The sequence below is a fragment of the Streptomyces sp. NBC_01092 genome, assembly GCF_045039535.1.
Classification (GTDB): domain Bacteria; phylum Actinomycetota; class Actinomycetes; order Streptomycetales; family Streptomycetaceae; genus Streptomyces.
The window spans coordinates 1,186,829-1,210,049 of sequence record NZ_CP108659.1 but is presented as its reverse complement, the minus strand read 5'-3'; the positions used below and the strand labels follow the sequence as shown (position 1 = coordinate 1,210,049).

The following is a 23,221-nucleotide window of genomic DNA, read 5'->3' as shown; positions in this document are numbered from 1 at the left end:
GGGCTTGGACGGTGGGGCGGGTTCGTTGGGATCAGGCCGGGGAGAAGACGCGGTCGGTGATCAGACGGGCTGCGCCGATGACCCCGGCCTGAGAGCCGAGTTCGCTGAGGACGATGGGGAGGTTGCGGGTCGCGAGAGGCAGCGACCTGCGGTAGACCTGCGTGCGGATGGCAGCGAGAAGGCTGTGTCCGAGGCCGGTCACCCCGCCGCCGACGACGACCAGACCGGGGTTGAAGAACGACACCAGGCCGGCGATGACTTGTCCGACCAGGCCACCGCCCTCCCGGATGAGATCAATGGCGAGGACGTCACCGGCCGCAGCCGCTGCGGCGACGTCGGCTGCGGTGAGCGTGCCCGAAGCGGCCAGCCGGTCGGCCAGTTCACCTGCGTGCCCGGACTCAACCGCGGCGAGCGCGTTCCGGGCGAGCGCGGCCCCGCTGAAGTGGGCTTCCAGGCAGCCTCTGTTGCCACAGGTGCATGGATGGCCATGGGGATCGACCTGGATGTGGCCGATGTCGCCGGCGCTCCCGGTGACGCCGCGGTGCACCTCACCGCCGACGACGATGCCGCACCCGATGCCCGTGCCGATCTTCACGCAGAGGAAGTCACCGACGCTCCTGGCGACTCCCACATGCTGTTCTCCCAGAGCCATCAGGTTCACGTCGTTGTCGACCATGACGGGGCAGCCGAGGTCCTGGCTGAGTGCCTCCCGGATGGGGAAGCTGTCCCAGCCGGGCATGATCGGCGGGGCCACCGGGACGCCTTCAGGGAAACGCACCGGTCCGGGAATTCCCACCCCGGCGCCGTCGAAGCCCTCGGCGAGACCGGCCGCCTTCAGCTTTCCGGCCATGTCCAGGACCTGTTCGAAGACAGCAACAGGGCCTTCCCGTACGTCGATCGGCTGACTGAGGTGGCCGAGGACCTCCAACTCGGCGTTGGTGACGGCGACATCGACTGAGGTCGCGCCGATGTCGATACCCAGGAAACGGAGTTCGGGAGCGAGCCGGACGTTGTGCGACCGGCGGCCGCCCCGCGAAGCAGCGAGTCCGTCGTTCACCACGAGCCCGATCTCCGTGAGCCGGTCCACTTCGACGGCGAGTTTGGACCGGGACAGATTCACCAACTCACCCAACTGCGCACGGGAGTTGGGGCCTTCATCACGCAACAACCTGAGTATGCGCGCCTGATGTGAGTTGGCCGGCCGTGCCGTCATGCGCCTCACGTCGCCCCTCCCGCCGCTGTCCGGCCTTCGGTGTCTTCCGCGGTGGAACGTAGCAGCGATTGGCGCTTCAGGGGAAGAAGTTGAGATGCAATCACGCAGACTTCTTCCTTTGAGAGGACAAAGGTTCGGCGATGCGTCGCCACGTGGTGGCCACTGCCAAGACGTCGCCGAGCTGCAGAGATCGGCCCGTCGTGAAGTGCCCGGATAACGAGTAGGTAACGCGGCGGGACGGTCGCACGCCTGCCCGTTCATTAAAAGCAACGACGTCTCAGGGGGTTCGTGCGCACCAAGTGAAGGGCCGCTTTGGTGGTGAGCCGGCACGCGACTCCCCGCCACCCAGCTCCGCTGGAACAGCCTGGTACGGCCAGGGCCGGCGGGGCATTCGAGCATGCCCAAAGCAGTTTGTCCTGGCACTGGAAAAAGTTTGCTCTGCTTCTGCGCAAGCTCTTTTGAGACAGGAAAAAGAGGGCTACGTTCCCGACGAACTCACTCGCCCGTGCCGTGCCGCGCACCCCGTGGGCGCCGACTTCCACCCCTGACACGGAGGACGACCGTGCATCGAGAACGCCTGCCACTCACTCCCCGCCGCAAAGGCACAGCCCTGCTCGTCGGGCTGCTCCTCGCGGTGGGCACGCCCACCGCGGCCGCTGCCCACGCGGGCCACGAAGGCCACGAGAGCAATGCGGCCGAAGCCGCCGCCGATCCGGCCTTCGCTCAAATCCCCCTGGCCAAGGGGCCGGATCAGGTCGGCGAGCCCATCTCACTGGCCGTGCTGCCGAACCGCAGCGTCCTGCACACCTCGCGCGACGGCACTCTGTTCCTCACCGATCAGGCGGGCTCCACCAGCATCGCCGGAAAGATCCCCGTCTATTCGCACGACGAGGAGGGACTCCAAGGTGTCGGCGTGGACCCGGACTTCACGAACAACCGGGCGGTCTACCTCTACTACGCGCCCAAGCTCGACACCCCCGCCGGCGACGCCCCGAGCTCCGGAAGCGCCGACGACTTCGCGAAGTTCGACGGCGTCAACCGCCTCTCCCGTTTCGTCCTGAACGACGACGGCACCCTCGACCTGGCCAGCGAGAAGAAGGTCCTCGACGTGTCGGCCAGCCGCGGCCTCTGCTGCCACGTTGGCGGTGACATCGACTTCGACAAGGAGGGCAACCTCTACTTGTCGACCGGCGACGACACCAACCCCTTCGCCTCCGACGGCTACACCCCCATCGACGACAGTCAGAACCGCAACCCGGCCTTCGACGCCCGCCGATCGTCCGGCAACACCAACGACCTGCGCGGCAAGATCCTGCGCATCAAGGTCGCCGCCGACGGCTCATACACCGTCCCCGACGGCAACCTCTTCCCCGAGGGCACCGAGAAGACCCGGCCCGAGATCTACGCCATGGGCTTCCGCAACCCCTTCCGGATGAGCGTCGACAAGAAGACCGGCGTGGTCTACGTAGGCGACTACGGCCCCGATGCCGGTGCGGCCAACCCGAATCGCGGTCCTGCCGGGCAGGTCGAGTTCAACCGGATCACGCAGCCGGGCAACTTCGGCTGGCCGTACTGCACCGGCAAGAACGACGCCTACGCCGACTACGACTTCGCCACCGGCACGTCGGGCGCGAAGTTCGACTGCAACGCCCCCAAGAACGACACCCGGTTCAACACCGGCCTCGCCGACCTGCCGCCCGCGCAGCCGGCCTGGATCCCGTACGACGGCGGTTCCGTTCCCGAGTTCGGCTCCGGCGGCTCCGAGTCGCCCATGGCGGGTCCCGTCTACCGCTACGACGAGAACTCCACCTCCTCGGTGAGGTTCCCCGAGGAGTACGACGGGAACTTCTTCGCGGGCGAGTACGGGCGCCGCTGGATCAAGCGGATCGAGCAGGGCGATGACGGCACCGTCCAGAAGATCAATGACTTCCCGTGGACCGGTACCCAGGTCATGGACATGGCCTTCGGCCCGGACGGCGCGCTGTACGTCCTGGACTACGGCACCGGAAGCTTCGGCGGTGACGCCAACTCCGCGCTCTACCGCATCGAGTACGCGAAGGACGGCCTCACCCCGATCGCCGAGGTGAGCGCCGACCATACCGACGGGGCTGCCCCGCTGAAGGTCTCCTTCACGGGTAAGGCGCGCGACGGTGACAGCCAGAACCTCACCTACGCCTGGGACTTCGGGGACGGCACCAAGGGCGAGGGGCTCAACCCCAGCCACACGTACGAGAGGACCGGCACCTACCAGGCCACCTTCACCGCCACGGACCCCGAGGGACACGTGGGCAGCGCGAACGTGCGCGTCGTCGTGGGCAACACCAAGCCGACGGTGGAGATCATCACGCCCGCCAACGGCACCTTGTACGAGTTCGGCGATCCGGTCCCCTTCAAGGTCAAGGTGACCGACCCCGAGGAGCCGGACATCGACTGCTCCAAGGTCACCGTCCGCTTCAGCCTCGGACACGACAGCCACGCCCACGAGCTGAGCAGGGTCCAGGGCTGCGAGGGCACCCTGACTCCGCCCAAGGACGGCGAACACGACCATGACGCCAACATCTTCGGCATCGTGGGCGCCGAGTACACCGACAACGGCGCGGGCGGCCAGATGCCCCTGACCGGCAGGAGCCAGGTCATCCTCCAGCCGCACCACCGCCAGGCCGAGCACTTCACCACGCAGAGCGGCAACCTGAAGCTGTATGACAAGGCCACGGCCCACGGCGGCAGGACCGTCGGTGACATCCGCGACGGCGACTGGATCTCCTTCGACCCGTATCGGCTCACGGGAGCGGCCAAGCTCAAGGCCCGGGTCTCATCGGGCGGCGCCGGCGGCACGCTGGAGCTGCACACCGGCTCCCCGACCGGTCCGCTGCACGGCTCGATCGAGGTGAAGCCGACCGGTGGCTGGGAGACCTTCGCGGATGTGGAGACGGCGCTGAAGAACGTGCCCGACCAGACCACCAAGATCTACCTGGTCTTCAAGGGCGGCAGCGGAGCCCTCTTCGACGTCGACGACTTCGAGTTCACGACAGACGGGTCCGGCGGCGCGCACACCGGTGAGGTGAAGGGCGTGAACGGCAAGTGCATGGACGTGGCGGGAGGCAGGGACGACGACGAGACCCAGGTCCAGTTGTACGGCTGCAACACCACGGCCGCGCAGCGGTGGACGCTTCCCGGGGACGGCACGATCCGGGCGCTGGGCAAGTGCCTCGATGTCCAGGGGGCCGGCACCGACGACGACACGAAGATCCAGCTCCACCACTGCAACGACACCGTCGCTCAGCAGTGGGAGCCGCAGAGCGACGGCACCGTCCGTAATCCGCACTCGGGCAAGTGCCTGGACGCCGAAGGCGATACCTGGGGCGACGAAACCCACATCCACCTGTGGACCTGCCACGCCAAGGCCAACCAGCAGTGGACCCTGCCGTCATGAGCATCGCTCCTGACCTGTAGTCCACGGACCTCACCAAGCGCCTTCGCGGCTTGGCGGTTCACGCACCAGAAACGGGCCCGTGCCGGGGTTGCGACTCACGCCCCCGGCACGGGCCGTCAACCTGGTCCAAAGGCGCGGCGGTCGAATGCTTACCGATGCTCAAGGTGCCCGACTAGCTCTTGACCAAGTACGACTGCTTCTCGATCAGCTTTGCGTCCTTGAAGCAGAAGCGGAAGACGGGTTCCTTGTCCGGGTCGTCCGCCGTCTCTGTCGACATCAGGGTGAGGCACGTGGCGTCCTTCGGCTTTGCGGGCCCCTTGTCGTCCAGGCCCTCGGTCAGGAACGACTTGCCGTCCGGCAGTTTGTCCCGCACGGCCGTCTCGGCGTCGCCGACCTTCATCGAGTTGTAGACCGACGGTTCGATCATGGCTTCGTCGGCCTCGTCCATCAGCAGGTAGACCCCCACGGCAACCAACGCCCCGAGTATCAACACTGCGAGGCCGCACCCGATCGCAATGCCCTTCGTCTTGCTGCCCATAGCGTTGTCGAACTCCCTCTGCCTCTGCGGCGGACCGGACCAGTCGATGACCACTCCACCGTCGCCGGGCAGTGCCCCTCCGCTCTGCTCCCGAAAATAGTTCCCCGCATCGACGAAGGACTCCACGGTCCGCCCTGCGCCCGACCGTCCCATCCCCCCGCTGTCCGCCGTGTCCAGCCCCTGAGGCCCGTACGGCAGTACACCCGCGACCCGGAAACCGCCGCCGGCCGGCCCGGCGTGCACCAAGCCACCGACCAGCCGGGCCCGTTCATCCAGCCCGGTCAGCCCCTGCCCGCCGCTCACCATAGGACGCCGCCCGCCACCGGGCAGCGTCACCGGCACCGGACCATTGGCCACTTCGACCACCAGCGAGTCCGGCTCGTACCGCAGCTCCACGGAGATCGAGGCGCCCGGCGCGTGCTTCATGGCATTGGTCAACGCCTCCTGGGCGATCCTGTACGCCGCGTGGTCCGCAGCGGGGGCAAGCGGCCGCACCTCGCCCGAGCGCCGCAGCTCCACGTCGGTCCCCGCGCCCCGGGACGCCTCCACCAGGCCATCGATCCCCGCCACACCGCGGGACGCGGGCTCCGCGTCGCTCTCGCGCTCCTGCGCCTGCGTACCGTCGCGCAGGATGCCGACGGCCTCGCGCAGCTCGTGCATCGCGGCCACGGACGCCTCGCGCAGCACCCCGACCGCCTCCCGCTGCCGGTCCGTCAGCTCCTGGTCCACTTCCAGCGCGCCCGTGTGCACGGCGATCAGCGCCAGCTGGTGGCCGAGGCTGTCGTGCATGTCCTGGGCTATGCGCTGGCGCTCACGTATGCGCGCATGGGACGCGATCATCTCCCGCTCGCGCAGCAGCTGGGCGTTGTGCTCGTGCAGCGCGTACAGGAGCGTGCGGCGCTGGGCGCGGTAGCGACTGGCGAGGCCGGGCACGACCACCGTCGCCAGGAAATTGAGCGAGGCGAACAGCAGCGCCGTCAGCGCGGACAGCCCGGGCATCTCCTGCTTCACGGACAGCGCCGCATAGAGGACGAACGAAGCCGCGAACGCCGACAGCGCCCGCCGCCGCGACTCGATCCTCGCGCCCGCCGACCAGCCCGCAACTGCCAGCAGGATGAAGAATTGGCCGAACAGAGCGGCGACCGCACCGGCGAGAACCAGCACGCTCGCTGGAAACACCCGCCGTAGCAGAGACAACACGGGGGCGGCACCGGCCACTGCCACGGCGGTCATCCGCTCCGCACCGCCGTCCGACAGACTCACGGCAGCCGCCGCCAGCAGGGCCATGACGAGCGCCAGGACCACCTCGCCGACGATCCGCCGCCGAGACCACATGCCCGGCACGACCAGGCGTTTGAACACGGCGCGGGCCCTCGTCGTCGCTTTCACGGGGCAACGGTAGGTGCCACCTCCCGCGTGCACGGCATCCGTTCGTCCCGCCCGCGTGCGACGAAAGTCGCACCGCGTCGCCTCGTCGCTCCGCATGTTCGAGAGGCTCACATGGTGCACCCACGTCCCCATGTCCCCACGTCCCTGCGACCCGTGCGCACCAGGGGCACACCCCACGCCTTCGCCATTCGTCTTTGCCGGGAACGACCAAAGCTGACTGTGCGGCGCATCGGCCGACGGGCATCGTCGGTGCGGACGCAGGCGACAGGCTGGGGGCCGCGACGGAGGCACAGCAAAGGGCGCGACCCTTCGGGGGGGGGAGATTCATGAGCCACCAGGAACGCACCTACGACGACGTCTGGGCACGTCGACCCAGACGAACTGGGAAGCGGACCAGCCACACCACCTACCGGGGGCCGAGCCTCATCCGCGGCAGCCGCGGGTCGGGATTCCCGGACCGTCGGCGCTGGGAGGCGCTCGCCGCGCCCGTGCCCCCGGCCCCAGCCGCACATGGCTGCCCCGCGGCCGGGGAGAGCTGAGATGCCGGAGCCGCTGAATCACCTCGTTGCGTGGGTGGCGTGGGGCGGTGGCCTGCTGTCCGTCATCGTGGCCATCACCGGCTTCGCACGCATGAGAATCAGCAGGCGCTTCGGGGACCACCTCGACCGCCCAGCTCACGCACCCCGCATCACCGAACTCACCCCCGAACAAGAATCCATCCTTCAGGCGATCCGCGACGATTGGATCCAACACGGCCTGTCCACCCGACCGGCCGACCGTCCAGCGGCCGAAGCCGCCGTGCGGCTGGCGTACGAGACGGCCGGGCTGGAGCCCCCAAAGATCTTCGTGTGGCTCGACAGCCCGCTGGCCGGGTGCGTCGGATCGTGGATGCTGGCCCAGATCGAGACTCAGATCGAGGCGCAGGCCGAGGCCCAGGCCGAGGAGCAGCTCAAGGCGCAGGACCAGGACTGGGCGCATGTATGGGCGCATGCCCGGGCGCTGGCCTGGGCCCGCCTCGATCTGGTCCGGGACGAGATCCGCGACCAGGTCGAGTCCCAAGTCGAGGAGCAGCTCAAGGCCCACGTCAGGTCCCAGGTCAGGTTCCAGGCCATGCCCCAGGTCAGCCCGCCCTCGGACTGGTACGAGGCCGAGAAACAGGTCTTGGACCAGGTCGGTTCCCGAATCGAGAAACAGGTCCTGGACCAAGCCAGGTCCCAGATCCGAGCCCAGGCCAAGTCCCAGATCCGGGCCCAGGTCAGGTCCCACGTCCGGCCCCAGGTCGAGCGCCAGGTCAACTTCCATGTCGGCTCCCACGTCAGATTGCAGGTCGAGGACCAGATCAGGTCCCACGTCGAGGAGCACGTCTGGTCCTACTTCTGGCCCCTGGTCACCAGCGTCCGGCCCCAGGTCGACAGGGCAATCACCGGACAGCGTTACGCCGCCACGTTCGCCTACCACGACGCGTTCGCAAGCATGGGCGCGACCGGAATCGAACCAGTCACCGGCCTCATGGACGTGGCCCGCAACGCAGGCTGGTGGTGGGCTATGCCGCACACCGCCGTCCTCACGGAACGCCCCACCATCCTCCACCGTGACCGCGATGGCCGCCTCCACCACGAAACCGGACCAGCACTCGCCTACCCCGACGGCTTCTCCATCCACGCCTGGCACGGAACCCGCGTTCCCGCCGACCTGGTCGAATCCGGCTGGGACACCCAGCGGATCCTCACCGAACCCAACGCCGAGATCCGCCGCTGCGCCATCGAACGCGTCGGCTGGGACCAGTTCATCGCAGACGCCGGCCTCACCCAGATCGGCGAATCCGTCCCCGATCCCGGCAACCCCGGACACACTCTCGCCCTGTACGACGCCCCTGAAGCCCTCTACGACGAACCGGTGCGGGTGCTGCTGTGCACCAACGGCAGCGTCGAACGCGACGGAACGCGCCGCAAGTTCGGCCTGACCGTGCCCGCCGGCATCGACGATCCGATCCATGCGGCCGCCTGGACGTTCGGCTGGCCCGTGGCTGCCTACCGTGACCTGGAGGTCCGGCGGTAGCGCCCAACGACAACTCGCCACTGCGCCCCGGAAGTTGCGACAACCCGACACGAGAAACGGAACACCGCCATGATCCTGCGAGATGCCACCACACGCTTCGACGTCGAAGTCCTCGACCACCTTGACCACGACGCCGCACTCCCCGTCGTCACCCGCGCCGCCTGCCAGGGCGATGTGTCCGTCCTCCGCGTCACCACTGCGGGCGCCACCACCGTCGTTCCGGAAGCCGGAGTCGCGGTCGTGCGCGGTGAGAACGGTGGCAACACGCACTCCCTGCACGGGGATGGTCCGATCATGTGGGACCAGGCCGCACCGTCCGACACAGGCCTGACGCTGGGAACCCTCACCGTTCCGGAGGGTTCGACTGCGGTGTTGCTGCATCCGGAGCACGGCGGCCTTGCGATTGTTCCAGGGACATACCAAGTGGGTCGGCAGCGTGAAATGGCTGACATCGCACGAATAGTGCAGGACTGATTGAGTGTGGCGAGCATGGGCAGGGACGGGGCCGGTTCAGCCGCGCGAGGTGGTGTCCCTGACCCAGGGCAGCGCCAACCGTTCCAGCAACACCAAAGCGAAGTAGAGCAGGATGCTCATCAAACCGATCAGGATGATCGCGGCCCAGGCGGTGGCGGTGTCGCCGACCCCACCCGCCTGCACGATCAGATAGCCCAGCCCGCTCTCACCGGCCTGGAACTCGCCGATGACCGCGCCGATCGCGGCGAGAGGCATGGCCACCTTCAGCCCGACGAAGATCTGCGGCAGTGCGGCGGGCAACCGTACCTTCCGGAACGCCTGCCAGCGAGAGGCGTCCAGTGAGCGCGCCAACTCGGCCAGGTCGGCCGGGGTCGACGTGAGGCCGGTTGCGGTGGACAGCACGATCGGGAAGAAGCAGAGCAGGAAGACCATGGTCAGGACCGGCTTCTGCCCCCAACCGAGGGCTCCCACCAACAGTGGCCCGAGCGCGATCTTCGGAACCGCGTTGACGGCGACCAGCAGCGGCGTGAACATTCGCTCCAGTACCCGCGAGCCCGCCAGTGACAGTCCGATCAGAACACCGCAGCCACTGGAGAGAACGAACCCGACGACCGTCTCCACGGTGGTGTCGCCGGCATGTTTCAGGAACCGGACCGGGGCGGCGGCGAACGCCGAGAGCACGGCACCTGGCGGAGGCAGCACAGCCGGGTGGATCACCTCCAGCACCGAGGTGAGAAGCCACCACACGCCGAGCGCGACCAGAAGCCCGGCCAAGGGCAGCAGCACGACGCCGATGCCCGTCCTGCGCCGTGAACCGACTCGCGGCACGGGCACCGGAACCGGCTCCGGGCCCGCCGCCGAGGCCTGCTGCGGCTTCGAGAGTTCGGTCATCCCATCCTTCTCCCAGCGCGGCCCTTCTCCAGCGCGGCGCGATCAGGCTTTCGGCACCAGATCGAAGTCGATGATCTGCGCAGGGGTCATTCCCTGCCGCAGCGCGCCCGCTCGCTCCAGGATTGCGATGCTCCTCGCGACCCGCGCGGAGTCCAGCGTCCCGAGTGCCGTGCCGGAACCGCCCGGCGTGACGTACTCGGCCATCAACTCCAACTCGGCGGCCGCGGCGGTCGGGTTCGTGGCGTCCACATTCCGCTCAAGGATCTCGGCGGCCTCCTTCGAGTGGGCGAGGCTGTACTCCAAGCCCTTGAGCAGCGCATTGGTGAACCGCTTCACCATCTCGGGATCCTGCTCGGCGATCATCTTCGACGTGATCAGCACGTTTCCATAGAGGTCGGGCATCACGTCGCTGTACGGCAGCAGGACGGCCTTCTTCTTGGTCACCGCCTCGATGGTCGGCTTACCGACCACGAACTGGCCGATGCCGTCCACCGAACCGCCGGCGAGCGTGCCCATCAGGGTCTGTGCCTCGCCATTGACCCAGGTCACCTTGTCGGCGTCCACGCCGGCCAGTCGGGCGTAGGTCGGGAAGAGGTTGCGTACGACAGAGCCGGGCGTGTCGGCGAGCCGTTTGCCCTTGAGGTCCTTCGGAGTGGCGATGCCGTTGCCCTCGGTGGTGGCGATCGCGGCCATGGTGCGCTGCTGGATGGCGGCCACCGCGACGAAGTCCTTCGCCTGACCGCTGCCCATGTGTAGCAGACCTCCCGTCAGGTCGATCGGGCCGAACTGCGCCTGGCCACTCACGACGGCCGGAATCACGCCGCCGGTGCCCTGGCCCGGCTTGATCTCCACGTCGAAGCCGGCGTCTTCGAAGAACCCCTTGTCCTTCGCGACCCAGGCGTACGCGTCCCGGCCGAAGTTGCCGAACGAGGTCAGGTAGGTCACCTTCTTCAGTGCCTTGCCGTCTTCACCGGCACCTGTGTCGGAATCCGAGCCGCCACATCCCGCCACCAGCGCCAGCGCGGCGGTCAGGGCTACGGCGGCGACCGTACGGGCGAACCTGATCGTGCGCACAGTGTTGTCCTTTCCGACCGCCGACCGCGCCGGCGGAGGGGCGTCGAGACAGACGAGACAGTCCGGCGTGACAGAACCGCCGCGGGCATGACACTTGGTGCGGGCAACAGCGTACGAGGGATGGGTAGTTGTGGGCCAGGTGTGGGGCGTTGGGGGCATGCGGCGACAGGACGACAGGTACCGTCCAGCGGCCTGCTGCGGGTAGCCTGACTGGGCGTTGCGAACCGGCCGGCATTGCGATCGCCAGTGGATGGGGAGACCGCCGGATGATCAGACTCACCGGTGTGTCCCGGAGCTTCACCAGCCGGTCCGGTTCGACAGTGGCGCTCCAGGACATCGGCCTTCACATCGCCGAGGGTGAGTTCGTGGCGGTGGTGGGCCGGTCCGGGTGCGGCAAGTCCACACTGCTCCGACTGATCGCCGGGCTACTGCCGGTCACCGAGGGCGAGATCACCATCGGCGGCGAGCGAGTCAGCGGAGCCCGGCGGGATGTCGCCATGCTGTTCCAGCGACCGGCACTACTGCCTTGGCGGTCCGTCCTCGACAACGTCCTGCTGCCCGTGGAGATCTTCGGCTGGAACAAGGCCGAGTACCGCGACCGCGCGAAGCGGTTGCTGGAGACGGCCGGGCTGAGCGGTTTCGAGAAGCACCGGCCGCACGAGCTCTCCGGCGGTATGCAGCAACGTGTCGCACTGTGCCGGTCGTTGATGGGCGAGCCCCGGGTACTGCTCATGGACGAACCGTTCTCCGCACTCGACGCGCTGACCCGCGCGGACCTCGCGGTGGAGCTGCAGCGCATCCACATCGAAAACTCGTCAACAGTCGTCTTCGTCACGCACTCGACAGACGAGGCCGTGCTGCTCGCCGACCGGGTGGTGGTGCTCAGCCCGCGCCCGGGCCGGATCCTCAAGATCGTCGACGTCGCCATTCCTCGGCCGAGGACGCTGGGCCGAACCGAGCACCTGGGCGAAGTGGCGCGGTGCACCGCCGATCTGCACGAGCTGCTGATGGAACGGGACACATCCACGTCGGCCGAAACGGAGGGGCGATGAGCCTGCGGATCTGTGTCTTCACCGAGCCGCACCGCGGCGCCGACTACGAGGATCAGCTGCGCTTCGCCCGACTCGTCGAAGCCGGCGGGTTCGAGGGCTTCTTCCGGGCCGATCACTTCCAGGCGATGGGCGCCGATCCCGGGCTGCCAGGCCCTACCGACGCGTGGCTCACGCTGGGCGCGCTCGCCCGGGAGACCTCCCGGATCCGGCTGGGCACCTTGGTCACCTCGGCCACCTTCCGGCTGCCGGGCCCGCTTGCCGTGATGGTGGCGCAGGTCGACCGGATGAGCGGGGGGCGCGTCGAGCTGGGCCTCGGCGCAGGATGGTTCGCACGGGAACACACCTCGTACGGCATCCCGTTCCCACCCGCACCGGAGCGCTTCGATCGACTGGAGGAACAGCTGGCGGTGATCACCGGCCTGTGGCGGACACCGGTCGGCGAGAGCTTCAGCTATCGCGGCGACCACTACCAGCTGCTCGACGCTCCTGCCCTGCCGAAGCCCGTGCAGGTGCCGGCGCCGCCGATCATCGTCGGGGGCCGCGGCCCCAAGCGCACCCCGGAGCTGGCCGCTCGGTATGCCGACGAATTCAACATGCCCTTCAAGTCGGTGGCGGAGACTGCCCGGGCGTACCGGCGGGTTGCCGAGGCGTGCGACCGGACCGGACGAGCCGACGCCGGTCGGCCACCGCTGGTGCTCTCGGCCGGGGTCGTGGTCGCCATCGGCCGCACCGACGGGGAGGCGCAACGGCGGGCCGCCCCGCTGCACGTCAAGAGCGCGCTGCCGCCGGAGGATCCGGTGGTCGGATCCCCGGCCCAACTCGTGGAGAGGCTCGGTGAGTTCTCCGCGATCGGCGCAAGCCGTATCCATCTGCGACTGATCGACTTCCATGACCTCGACCATGTGGAACTCATCGCCGGTGAGGTGCTCCCGCAGCTGTAGAGCGTGGAGGCCGACGCACGCTGTGGCGCCGGAAGAGGCAGACGTCAGCTACGTCTTGGCCGTGCCCCGCCCAGGCGCGGTGGCCTGACGGGCTCCGGAATTGTCGTGGATCGGCGTTGCAAGGTGACGCTCAACCCCACCGCACGTGAGTAACCGGTGAAGAAATCAGCACAGATAATCCTGGACCGTTCCTTGGTGATTCAACCAGCCTTCAGTGCTGCACATTTGCGCTCGGGTTGCTTCGAATGTGCGTGAATCCCGTGGAGGTCGACCATTCGTCGGACGTCGGGGTCACATCCAGATATTGATCTGCTCGCGACAAGTCGGCACTCTCCTGAGCACGCAGCGCTGCAGTTCGAACGCAAATCCCCCCACTTCACGAGGAGACCCCTCTTGACGGCGCATCACAAACGCTCAGGCAAGGCCAAGATCGTCACCGCGATCGCGGCCGTCGCAACCGTCGTCGGCACCGGCCTTTACATATCCCCCATCGCTCAGGCAGGGCAGCCCGCGGAGGGCACCGTCTACGGTCTGAACGCCGAAGGAGCCGTGGCCGGAAGCTACATCGTCCTGCTGGACCAGAAGGCGTCCACGCCCGAGAAGCGCGATCTGGCCGCCGAGTACGGTGGCAAGCTCAGCCGTACCTACGGCTCGGCGGTCAACGGCTTCTCCGCCGGCAGCCTGACCGAGACGGAGGCCAAGCGCCTCGCGGCCGACCCCGCGGTGTCCAAGGTGGTCCAGAACAAGAAGTTCCACATCAATGCCACCCAGGACAACCCGCCGTCCTGGGGCCTGGACCGCGTCGACCAGACGGACACGGCCGGCGACGGCAAGTACACCTACCCGGACAAGGCCGGGGAGGGAGTGACCGCGTACGTCATCGACACCGGCGTACGCATCAGCCACAAGGACTTCGAGGGCCGCGCCACCTCCGGGTTCGACGCCGTCGACAACGACGACACGGCCGACGACGGCAACGGCCACGGCACCCACGTGGCCGGAACCATCGCCGGCGCCTCCCACGGGGTGGCCAAGAAGGCCAAGATCGTCGCGGTCCGCGTGCTCGACGACAACGGCTCGGGCACCACCGAGCAGGTCGTCGCCGGTATCGACTGGGTGACCCAGAACCACCAGGGGCCCTCGGTGGCCAACATGAGCCTCGGTGGCGGCGCGGACCCCGCTCTCGACGAGGCGGTCAAGAAGGCCATCGCCTCGGGCGTCACCTTCGCGGTCGCCGCCGGAAACGAGTCGGCGGACGCGGGGCAGGGTTCACCGGCCCGGGTCCCCGAGGCCATCACGGTCGCGTCCAGCACCAAGGACGACGCCCAGTCGGACTTCTCCAACTTCGGCTCGATCGTGGACCTGTACGCGCCGGGCTCGGACATCACCTCCGACTGGAACGACAGCGACGAGGGGACCAAGACGATCTCCGGCACCTCCATGGCCGCCCCCCACGTCACTGGAGCCGCCGCCGTCTACCTGGCCGGCCACCCGGACGCCACTCCCGATCAGGTCGCCACCGCGCTCACCGGCGCGGCAACCGGCGACAAGATCACCAACCCGAGCAGCGGAACGCCCAACAAGCTGCTGAAGGTGACCGAGTAGACCCACACAGGACACTGGGCCCGGCGGTGCCGCCAGCGCTTGCGCAGCGGCACCGCCGGGCCGCGTCGTGCCAAGGGGGGTGGTGCCCTGAGCGACAAAGGGGCGACGCGCACGGTGTGTTCAGGGCGTACCCAGGAGGCGATCCAGCGATGGCGCCAGTACCGGGGCAAGCGCTTCGGCGTACGCCTCTGACAGGTGGCTGTCGTCGCGGTAGACGGCTGTGTCGGCGACGACTACGGGGCACAGGCCGGTGCGGGGGGCGCAGAGCCAAGGGGTGGGGTCGATGACCGTGGTGGCCGTCGTGGATGCGGCGCTGCGGATGGCTTCGCCGCGGGACGCGTCGCGGATCGCGTCCGGCAAGTGGTGTGCGCAGGTGCGTAGTTGCAGGGAGTTCATGGCCGCGCAGTCGATCGGGTCCCCCTTGGGCCATGGAGTGTCGAGCAGGGCGGTGACCCGGGCGCCGGAGGTGGCCAGGGCGCGGAAGGTGTTCTCGAAGCCGGTGGTCCACTGGTGGAGGGAGTCGGCGGCAGGGCGGGCAGGGTCGCCGGCGTCCGAGGAGGAGACGACGACCAGGTCGGGGCGCAGGGTCTTGATCCTTGCCTGGGCATTGGAGCGCCAGGTGTCGCAGGCGGTGTACGGCTTGTGATTGCTGACGATGGTCACGTCGGCGACCTTGCAGGAGGCCTTCGTCAGCGAGACCAGCTTCCAGCCGCGTGCGCTCGAGAGCCGTTGCAGGGCCGGGAACCACTGGGCCGCGTGGGAGTCGCCGAAGAGGACGACCGTACGGGACGACGTCCGGTCGCCGTAGACGCAGGGCCGGGTGCGGGTGGCGGCGTAGTCGACGTGGCAGCCGTCCCGGTAGACCGCCGAGAGTGAGGACTTCACCTTCGGCAGGGGCGGGGCGAGGTTGCTCGGCAGGGCGGTGGGGGACGACGCCAGGAGCGCGGTGAGACGTTCCTGCGGGTCCGGCGCGTCGGAGAGAGCCTGCGCCAGCGCGGGCGCCGGGGCGCCCACCTCGATCGTCGGCGGCACTGCCGACGCCGTCAGAGACAGCGCCGAGACGGCCGCGGACAGCGCGGCCCCGAGGGCCAGGGCACGGCGGGGGCTCCTGCGGAAGGCCCGATGGAAGCGGACCGGGTTCTCGACGAGTCGCAGGGTCAGCCACGCCAGTCCGAGCGCCGCCGCGGACAGCCCGAGCGCGAGCGGCAGTCCGGCGGTGCCGTCGGCGCGGCCCAGTGCCGCAGGGGCTATGACCAGCAGCGGCCAGTGCCACAGGTACCAGCCGTACGAGAGTCCGCCGAGCCACACCAGCGGTCGCCGCCCCAGCAGCCACCCCGCGCCGTGCGGGCTGGGCGCGCAGCCGCCGGCCAGGACGAGTGCGGTACCGGCGACCGGCAGGAGGGCGGGGTAGCCGGGGAAGGGCGTCTCGTCGTCGTACCAGACCGCCGCCAGCGTGACGCAGGCCAGACCGAGCCAGGTCAGCGTGGCCGCGAGGGCGGCGGGCAGCCGCACCAGCCGGCCGGTGGCCAGCGCCAGGAGCGCACCGGCGCCCAGTTCCCAGGCTCGGGTGAGCGAGCCGAAGTACGCCCAGGGCGCCGAGGAGTTCGTCACGAAAACGCCGGCCGCGAACGACCCCAGGCACAGTGCCCCGAGCGGCACCGCGACCAGCCGGCGCCGACCGCGGGCGACCCGCCAGGTGAGCAGCAGGAGCAGCGGCCACACCAGGTAGAACTGCTCCTCCACGGCGAGCGACCAGAAGTGCTGGAACGGCGAAGGCGGGCTGTTCTGGGCCAGATAGTCCGTACCGGCCGCCGCCAGCCGGAAGTTGACCGCGTACACCGCGCCCGCGAGCGCGTCGCCCGCGTACTCGGCGAGCCGCGCCTTCGACAGGAACAGCCACGCGCCGCCCAGCGTGACGGCGATGACCAGGGACGACGCGGGAAGCAGCCGCAGTGCCCGGCGGGCGTAGAAGGAACGGACCGACAACCGGCCGGTGGTGGCGAGTTCGCGCACCAGCAGCGACGTGATGAGGAAGCCGGAGATCACGAAGAAGACGTCGACACCGATGTAACCGCCGCTGACCTGGGACACCCCGGCGTGGGAGAGCACCACCAGCCCGACGGCCACTGCGCGTAGCCCCTGGATGTCGAGCCGCAGGGCGTGGCGTCGGGGCGGTGCGGATGGTAGGCCGCTCGCCGGGGCGGTACGTATCTCGGCGGACGTGATGCTCGGCATCGGGGGGTGCTCCTCGGGGCGACTGACATTGCTTCGGCCATCAAGATCTGTCCGGCCGCCCCACAGGGTTCCGCTGTTATCGCCCCAACTTGGCCTCACCGCGAGGGTTCAGCCGCACGAAACCATCGGTTCACCTCCAATCGGCTGGTCGTAGGCGCGGCCGGGCGGTGTGGGCGAGATCCACAGCGGTTGTCCGGCCACCGTGTACGACATCACCGGGCCGCGCGCGTGCGGCTACGGAGAACTGGCCACGGTCCTCGCCGACGCGACCGGACAACGGGCCCGGCACGTCAACACGCCCCCGGGACTCGGCCTTCGGCGTAAACCCGGCTCTGGTCGCAACGGAAGCCGGGCGGCGCACTCCCGTGAGGGAGAGGTTGCCTCCGCACGCCGAATACGTACAGCACTCGATCGAATACCTTAAGTGACATCGGCGGGCCCGCACCACGCGCGGGTCGCTCTATGGAGGGGATCTCAACATGATTCGACGACGCATGGCCGTGGCCCTGGGGGCGCTGGCGGCCGCCGCGACTTTGGCAGTTGCGGTGCCGGGATCGGCGTACGCGGCGGAAGGCGTCCTGGTCATCAACGGCGCTTCATACGAGGATCCGAGCGGCTGCTACGCCGTCGATTGGTACCCGACCTCGGTGGGCAACCACACCGACGCCATCGCCGAGGTCCACTCCGGACCGGACTGCACCGGCCAGGTCGAGTGGCTGGTCTACCCGGGCGAGACGTACCACACGGAAACGGCCCAGAGCGTCTTCATCCTCTAGCCGGTCGCTCCAGTCGGTTGTCGCCCCCGCTCCTGGGTGTCGCGGAGCAGGGGGCGCAACCGGCGGCGGGCTTCCTCCTGCCGCTCGCGGAAGATCCGCCGCCGGGTGGTGGTCGTTACGCCGGGTCGATACGGAAGACGCTGCCGCCGATGGCGAGCACGTACAGTTCGCCTTTGCCGCCCTGCGCGAAGGAGACGACCTCGCCGCCGTTGACTCCGAGATCGTTCGTGCCGGTCACCTTGCCGTTCTCCAACTGCAGTGAGCGGATGGTGCCGTCGCAGAAGTCGCTGTACACGTACTGACCCTTGAGGGCCGCAATCGCCTTGCCTCGGTAGACGAAGCCGCCGGTCACCGAGCAGCCGAAGTTCGTGCGGTCGTACTCGTGGATCGGCGGCACGTGGTTCGCGGGTTCCGTGCCGCCACGGAAGGGATGGGTGCCCTCCATCTGGGACCAGCCGTAGTTCTCTCCGCCTTTGCTGCCGGCCGCGGCCCAGTCGATCTCCTCCCAGTCGTTCTGGCCGACGTCACCGATGAGCAGGTCGCCCGTGCCCGCGTCGAAGGAGAACCGCCACGGGTTGCGCAGCCCGTACGCCCAGATCTCGTCCCTCGCGTTCGGGACGTCCACGAACGGGTTGTCCGGCGGGATCGCGTACGGCTTGCCGCCCCGCGGGTCGATCCGCAGGAGCTTGCCGAGCAGCGTGTCGAGGTTCTGTCCGTTGCCGTGCGGGTCGCCGCCCGAGCCCCCGTCGCCGAGCGCGATGTAGAGGTAGCCGTCGGGGCCGATCTTGATGTCGCCGCCGTTGTGGTTCGAATAGGGCTGTGTCTGGGTGATGACCGTACGCCGGGTGTGCGGCTGGATCCTGCCGTGCCGTACGGCGAACTCGTCCACGGTGCTGGTGCCTTCGAGGTTCGTGAACGAGATGTAGAAGTGCGCGAACTTCTTGTCGAACGCGATGCCCAGCAGCCCGCGTTCGCCGTCGGTCGTGGTCTCGGCGGATATGTCGAGGACGGGCTTGCCGAGCCCCTTGCTGTCCAGGGTCCTTACGGTGCCCGGGCGTTCGGCGATCCAGAGCTTGCCTCCGGGACCGGCGGCGCCGGCCGTCGGATTCTGGGCCGTGGCCACGTTCTTGAGAGTGACCTGCGCCGCCTGCCGTGGGGCGGCGGGCTCGTCGGCCGACGCCGTGGTGAGGGCGAGGGAAGCGACTAGACAGATGGTGCCGATGATCGCCGAGCTTCTGGTGCGGACTCTCACCGAGATCCTCCTAGAGGCGGTGAATCGGCAGGTCGCGCGGCTGCTGGGGTTTGTCGTGGGGTGCTACTCGCATCAGTACGCAACCTGGTGGGGGTGGGGAGAGAGAACGGTGTGCTACTGGCTGGCTACGGATGAGGATACTGGGACTGCGGTGCTTGGTATAGACCAGTTTTGGCAGGAGCCGCGATGCACTGGTACATGAGGCAGAGCCGCGTGCCCCGAGGCGCACGGCCCAGCCACCCCGGCCGCTGGATTCCGAGGTGGCCGCTGCGGTCACCGACTCACGACGGGGCGACTGCCGGGCCCGCGTTGTGAGGGTTCAGGAAGTTGGCCTCCTGCGGCACGTGCGGCGAGAGGTCGGTGCGGGGGTCGGCAGGGCGGGGAACGAAGACCGGGACCTCCGACTGGTAGAAGATGTCGATGTCGGCCTCCTCACCGCTGACGATCAGGGTGTCCCACGCCCCGCTCTCCTGAAGCGTGCGCAGCGTCTGAGGGGCGAGTGTGGCCAGGTGGGCGCGCAGGACCTTGTCGGTGGGCATGCCCGGGAGGCGGGACGACAGGCGCTCGCGGATGGCGATCATGCGGTCGAGCAGCAGGTCGAGGTCGGAGCGGCGCGCCGCGGAGCCGTCGTCCGGCTCCATGCTGCGGGCGACGATGTCCTTGATGGCGCGGGTGACCCCCTCGTCGTCCGTGGCCACCATCGCGTTCCAGGCCCGGGACTTGTGCCGGTACTGAAGCATCGACATCGCCGCCTCGTGCCGGATGAAGTCGGCGTCGCGCAGCGGCCGGCCCTGCCAGACGCGGCTGAGCGAGCGGGCGAGTGAAGTGGCCGACGCCAGACCGCTGTTGAGGCCGCGGCCGGGCCAGAAGTGAATCGCGTTCGCCGCGTCGCCCAGCAGGAAGCCGAACGTTCCCGGGGTCTTCGCGGTGGGCCGGCTGAGCTGGGCCGTGAAGCGCGGGCGCTGCACCATGTCCAGCCGGAACGAGGTGACCGCCGACAGGTCCTCCTCGGGCACCCCGAACATCTTCAGCCCCTCCAGGATCCGCTTCCACAGCGGCGAACCCTGAAGCAGGGCCGGCAGGAACAGGGTTCCGTGCGTGGGGCACGTGAACTCGTTGTGCTCGCCCCGGGCCATGACACAGGGGCGGGCGGCGATGCACTCCTCGAAGACCTTGCGGACCGGATCGATGCCGATCACGTCCTCGGCCTCCTCGCGGGTGAGCCGCATGTTCAAAAAGCCCTCGCCGCGCAGCGAGTTGAGCAGGAAACGGTTCTGCGACACGGTGAGCAGGACGCTCATCGGGTCCGGCAGCGTCGACTTCACCCGCAGCCCCAGCACGATGTCCCGCAGGTGCTCGCCGTCGAGGGAGTAGATCGAGGCGTCGGCCGCGCCGAAGCGGTCGGCGAAGTGTTCGCGGGTGCGGGAGCGCCCGCCCTCGGCGATGACGAGGACGTGCTCCTGGGCGAGCCGGTTCTCCTGCTCCTCCACGTCGAAGCGCTTGGGGACCAGCCTGATGGCCTCACGCTTGTTGGCCAGTTCCAGCAACTGGTCCTCGACGTAGGCGATGCGGATGTTGCGCGGCGGACGGCCGTCCACGGAGTCCGGTCCGACGGGCCACATCTCCGAGAAGTCACTTGTGTTGTCGAACAGCGCCGAGCGGACCTCCTCGGACAGCGCCAGGTACTGCCGGCTCTGCACGGTCACGACCTGCTGGCGCCGTACGTTGCCGTGGCTCTGGTCCTTCCAGACGATCGTGGAGCCTTCCTTGCGCCACCGGGCGTCGTACACGGTGATCTGTGTACGACCGCGCAGTTGCTCCTCCAGCGCCAGGGCGAAGGCGAGGCCGACCGGACCGCCGCCGGTGACCGTCACGCGCAGGGTGCCGGGGTCGACGGTCGGGTCGAGGCGCGGAGAGTTGAGCAGGGAGAGGTCCATGACCGTCTCCATCGCTTCCTGCGCTTCGTAGAGGAAGGTCTCGTCGCCGATCCGTATGCAGTCGTTGGGGCGCAGCACGTGCCGCGTGATGCGTTCGTCGTTGACGTATGTGCCGTTGCGGCTGTCCCGGTCGTACAGGACGAACCCGGCGTCCTCCGTGACGATCTCGGCGTGCAGGCGGGAGGCGTTGGCGCTCACGAGCACGATGTCGTTGTCGCCCTTACGCCCCAGGGTCAGCGGTGCACCTTCCAGAACCACACTCTGACCGGTGAAGGGGCCTGTACGTCCCACGATGATCGACGGCACCTGCGTACTCCTTGGGAAAGGCACTCGAAAACGACGACGGAACTGATGACGGAAACGATGACGGAAACGAAGACCGGCCGCATTGCGCGGCCGGTCCCGTGTGCGGGTGAACTCCCCCCGGACATACACGTAAGTATGCCCCGCCGTGGTTCAACCGATCTTGGGTCACTGAGCGGCAGCGGCCGGTATCCGGCCATCCTCTACTCGCACGTCACCGAGAAGGGCACCGTGTTCGAGGTCGTCCCCTGGGGGCCCTTGACCTCCACGCCGATCTCGCTGGTGAAGGTTCCGGCCTTGGAGTACGCCGTCAGCCGCACGACGTCCCGGCCCGTACGGTTCCCGCCGCTCGGGAAGGAGAGGGAGCGCCACTCGCGATCGACCACCGAACCGTCCTTGGAAACCCACCGGTAGGTGATCCTGGCCGGTGCCTCGTCCACGGCGAACGTTGCCGTGAAGGTGGGGGCCTGGTCGGCCGGCGGCGAACACTGACCGACGTAGGTCGTGTTCTCGCCCGTCACCGTCGCACGGATCTGCTGTGAGGTGGAGTCGGCCTTGTCGTTCCCTCCCTCGTCATCGCCGCGATTGACCAGCGCATAGCTCAGCCCTGCGATGAGCACGGCACACGCCACCGCGCCGGCGATCAAGGCCGCGGTGCGTCGGCGGCGCGGGACTTCGGCGGGCTGCGGCTCGAAGGGGATGGGCGGGCCGAAGGCGCCGGGTGGAGCGGTGGCGGTAGGCGGTGCTGCAGCGACGGGCGGTGCGGCGGCCGTGGGTTGGTGCCTCGCAGTCGCGGTGGGCGTGGATTGAGCGGGCTGAGTGGACTGAACCCCGGCAGTCGGTGTCTCACCAACCGTGGGGGAGTCCCCGGCAGTCGGCGCGTCACCGACCGTGGGAGTGTCACCGACCGCGAGAGTTCCGCCGGCCGTAGGGACCTCCGAGGCGCCGGCGGTGGGGCCTTCCAGGGCCGTGCTCGTGGGCGCTTCCTCGGCAGTTGCCGGGGGCGTCGCGGCCGTACCGCCCGCCGCGATCACCCGCAGCTCCCGCTCGGCCTGCTCGGCGGGCATGCGCTCGGCGGGCTCCTTGCGCAGAAGCCCCTCGATGACCGGGGTGAGCGGGCCGCACCGGCGCGGCGTCGGGGGTTCCTCGTCGACTATCGCGCGCAGGGTGCTGAGCGGGGTGTCCTGACGGAACGGAGAGAGGCCCTCCACGGCCGCGTAGAGCAGAACGCCGAGCGACCACAGGTCGGACTCGGGACCCGGAGTGCGGCCGAGGGCCCGCTCGGGCGGGAGGTACTCGGGGGAGCCCACGACCTCGCCGGTCATGGTCAGCGAGGAGTCGCCCTCGACCATGGCGATGCCGAAGTCGGTGAGCACGACGCTGCCGTCGTCGCCGAGGAGCACGTTGGCGGGCTTCACATCGCGGTGCAGCACCCCCTCGCCGTGGGCGGCGCGCAGGGCCGACAGGACCTCGGCGCCGATCTGCGCTGCCCGCTTCGGGGTCAGCGGTCCGTCGGCGCGCAGCAGGTCTCCGAGCGAGCGGCCCCGCACGAGTTCCATGACGATCCAGGGGCGGCCGTCGTCGGCGGCCACGTCGTAGACGGTCACCACGTTGCGGTTCGGGATGCGGGCGGCGGCCCAGGCCTCGCGCTCCAGCCGGGTGTACATCCGCTCGATGTGCGCGGCGGACAGTCCGGCGGGGGCACGCACCTCCTTGACGGCGACCTCGCGGTGCAGCGTCTCGTCGCGCGCCCGCCACACCGTCCCCATACCGCCCTCGCCGAGGCGCGACAGCAGCAGGTAGCGGCCCGCGATCCTCCGCTCCTGGTCCGGTGGCACCTGTACGGCCTCCTTGTCGTGCATCCGGACGGCTCTCCCTCTCCTCGTGCGGCGGCCGGGGCGATTGCCGATGTCGCCCCCGTGCAGCAGCCTCGTTTCCCCGTATACAGCGCCTGACAGCGCGCCCACCACCCCGCGGGCGGTGTCCCGCGTCGCGGCCGGCGATCACCGATCCGGCGCGGACACATGATGTCGCACGCGCCAGACCGGTC

At 68.9% G+C, this 23,221-nt stretch carries 15 protein-coding genes; 7 read left to right on the top strand and 8 right to left on the bottom strand.

What is annotated here, in order from left to right; translation table 11 throughout:
• Positions 1-31 precede the first annotated feature (31 nt).
• Positions 32-1,213: an ROK family transcriptional regulator gene (locus tag OG254_RS05235; RefSeq protein ID WP_405577707.1), complete on the bottom strand. Its 1,182-nt coding sequence runs from the start codon at positions 1,211-1,213 to the stop codon at positions 32-34.
• 562 nt (positions 1,214-1,775) lie between these two features.
• On the opposite strand from OG254_RS05235, the gene OG254_RS05230 reads away from it, so the two are divergent.
• Positions 1,776-4,646 (top strand): PQQ-dependent sugar dehydrogenase, encoded by a 2,871-nt coding sequence (locus OG254_RS05230; protein ID WP_405577705.1) that lies wholly within the window; start codon positions 1,776-1,778, stop codon positions 4,644-4,646.
• Positions 4,647-4,818: 172 nt separating this feature from the next.
• Here OG254_RS05230 and OG254_RS05225 read toward each other — a convergent pair whose 3' ends face one another.
• Positions 4,819-6,519 carry a sensor histidine kinase gene (locus OG254_RS05225; protein ID WP_405594849.1) on the bottom strand — a complete coding sequence of 567 codons (1,701 nt, stop codon included), beginning with the start codon at positions 6,517-6,519 and terminating at the stop codon, positions 4,819-4,821.
• Between the two features lie 594 nt (positions 6,520-7,113).
• Between OG254_RS05225 and OG254_RS05220 the strand changes: the two genes are divergently transcribed.
• A complete protein-coding gene (locus OG254_RS05220) occupies positions 7,114-8,631 on the top strand; it encodes a DUF6745 domain-containing protein (protein ID WP_405577703.1) in 1,518 nt (505 codons plus the stop codon).
• Between the two features lie 69 nt (positions 8,632-8,700).
• On the top strand, positions 8,701-9,105 hold the full coding sequence (locus OG254_RS05215) for a hypothetical protein (protein WP_405577701.1): 405 nt from the start codon (positions 8,701-8,703) through the stop codon (positions 9,103-9,105).
• A gap of 36 nt (positions 9,106-9,141) precedes the next feature.
• Here the strand turns inward: OG254_RS05215 and OG254_RS05210 are convergent, their stop codons facing one another.
• Positions 9,142-9,996, bottom strand: a complete 855-nt coding sequence (locus OG254_RS05210) for an ABC transporter permease (protein WP_405577699.1) — start codon at positions 9,994-9,996, stop codon at positions 9,142-9,144.
• A gap of 42 nt (positions 9,997-10,038) precedes the next feature.
• Positions 10,039-11,070 (bottom strand): ABC transporter substrate-binding protein, encoded by a 1,032-nt coding sequence (locus OG254_RS05205; RefSeq protein WP_405577697.1) that lies wholly within the window; start codon positions 11,068-11,070, stop codon positions 10,039-10,041.
• A 266-nt stretch (positions 11,071-11,336) separates the two neighbouring features.
• Between OG254_RS05205 and OG254_RS05200 the strand changes: the two genes are divergently transcribed.
• The 3 genes from OG254_RS05200 to OG254_RS05190 all read left to right on the top strand — a co-directional run bounded on the left by OG254_RS05200 (position 11,337) and on the right by OG254_RS05190 (position 14,668).
• Entirely contained in the window at positions 11,337-12,122 is a 786-nt protein-coding gene (locus OG254_RS05200; protein WP_405577695.1) for an ABC transporter ATP-binding protein, read from the top strand.
• Complete coding sequence (locus OG254_RS05195) at positions 12,119-13,063, top strand: LLM class F420-dependent oxidoreductase (RefSeq protein ID WP_405577693.1); 945 nt, start codon at positions 12,119-12,121, stop codon at positions 13,061-13,063. Before OG254_RS05200 ends, OG254_RS05195 begins: the two co-directional genes overlap by 4 nt.
• 393 nt (positions 13,064-13,456) lie before the next feature.
• The gene (locus OG254_RS05190; protein ID WP_405577691.1) at positions 13,457-14,668 is read left to right on the top strand and encodes a S8 family peptidase; all 1,212 of its coding nucleotides are present in this window, start codon (positions 13,457-13,459) and stop codon (positions 14,666-14,668) included.
• Positions 14,669-14,788: 120 nt separating this feature from the next.
• On the opposite strand, the gene OG254_RS05185 is transcribed toward OG254_RS05190, so the two are convergent.
• Positions 14,789-16,903, bottom strand: coding sequence for an acyltransferase family protein (locus OG254_RS05185; protein ID WP_405577689.1), 2,115 nt, complete (start codon positions 16,901-16,903; stop codon positions 14,789-14,791).
• A gap of 479 nt (positions 16,904-17,382) precedes the next feature.
• Between OG254_RS05185 and OG254_RS05180 the strand changes: the two genes are divergently transcribed.
• Positions 17,383-17,679, top strand: coding sequence for a hypothetical protein (locus OG254_RS05180; protein WP_405577687.1), 297 nt, complete (start codon positions 17,383-17,385; stop codon positions 17,677-17,679).
• A gap of 115 nt (positions 17,680-17,794) precedes the next feature.
• On the opposite strand, the gene OG254_RS05175 is transcribed toward OG254_RS05180, so the two are convergent.
• The 3 genes from OG254_RS05175 to OG254_RS05165 all read right to left on the bottom strand — a co-directional run bounded on the left by OG254_RS05175 (position 17,795) and on the right by OG254_RS05165 (position 23,033).
• The gene (locus OG254_RS05175; RefSeq protein WP_405577685.1) at positions 17,795-18,931 is read right to left on the bottom strand and encodes a PQQ-dependent sugar dehydrogenase; all 1,137 of its coding nucleotides are present in this window, start codon (positions 18,929-18,931) and stop codon (positions 17,795-17,797) included.
• A gap of 281 nt (positions 18,932-19,212) precedes the next feature.
• Positions 19,213-21,174, bottom strand: a complete 1,962-nt coding sequence (locus tag OG254_RS05170; RefSeq protein WP_405577683.1) for an FHA domain-containing protein — start codon at positions 21,172-21,174, stop codon at positions 19,213-19,215.
• Positions 21,175-21,374: 200 nt separating this feature from the next.
• Positions 21,375-23,033, bottom strand: a complete 1,659-nt coding sequence (locus tag OG254_RS05165) for a protein kinase domain-containing protein (protein ID WP_405577681.1) — start codon at positions 23,031-23,033, stop codon at positions 21,375-21,377.
• Positions 23,034-23,221: the final 188 nt, after the last annotated feature.

What these genes read in the sequence shown, in the direction of transcription:
- OG254_RS05195 (WP_405577693.1), top strand. Translation starts at nt 12,119, where the DNA reads ATGAGCCTGCGGATCTGTGTCTTCACCGAGCCGCACCGCGGCGCCGAC.
- OG254_RS05215 (WP_405577701.1), top strand. Translation starts at nt 8,701, where the DNA reads ATGATCCTGCGAGATGCCACCACACGCTTCGACGTCGAAGTCCTCGAC.
- OG254_RS05220 (WP_405577703.1), top strand. Translation starts at nt 7,114, where the DNA reads ATGCCGGAGCCGCTGAATCACCTCGTTGCGTGGGTGGCGTGGGGCGGT.
- OG254_RS05210 (WP_405577699.1), bottom strand. Translation starts at nt 9,996, where the DNA reads ATGACCGAACTCTCGAAGCCGCAGCAGGCCTCGGCGGCGGGCCCGGAG.
- OG254_RS05225 (WP_405594849.1), bottom strand. Translation starts at nt 6,519, where the DNA reads ATGTGGTCTCGGCGGCGGATCGTCGGCGAGGTGGTCCTGGCGCTCGTC.
- OG254_RS05185 (WP_405577689.1), bottom strand. Translation starts at nt 16,903, where the DNA reads ATGCCGAGCATCACGTCCGCCGAGATACGTACCGCCCCGGCGAGCGGC.
- OG254_RS05235 (WP_405577707.1), bottom strand. Translation starts at nt 1,213, where the DNA reads ATGACGGCACGGCCGGCCAACTCACATCAGGCGCGCATACTCAGGTTG.
- OG254_RS05180 (WP_405577687.1), top strand. Translation starts at nt 17,383, where the DNA reads ATGATTCGACGACGCATGGCCGTGGCCCTGGGGGCGCTGGCGGCCGCC.
- OG254_RS05165 (WP_405577681.1), bottom strand. Translation starts at nt 23,033, where the DNA reads ATGCACGACAAGGAGGCCGTACAGGTGCCACCGGACCAGGAGCGGAGG.
- OG254_RS05200 (WP_405577695.1), top strand. Translation starts at nt 11,337, where the DNA reads ATGATCAGACTCACCGGTGTGTCCCGGAGCTTCACCAGCCGGTCCGGT.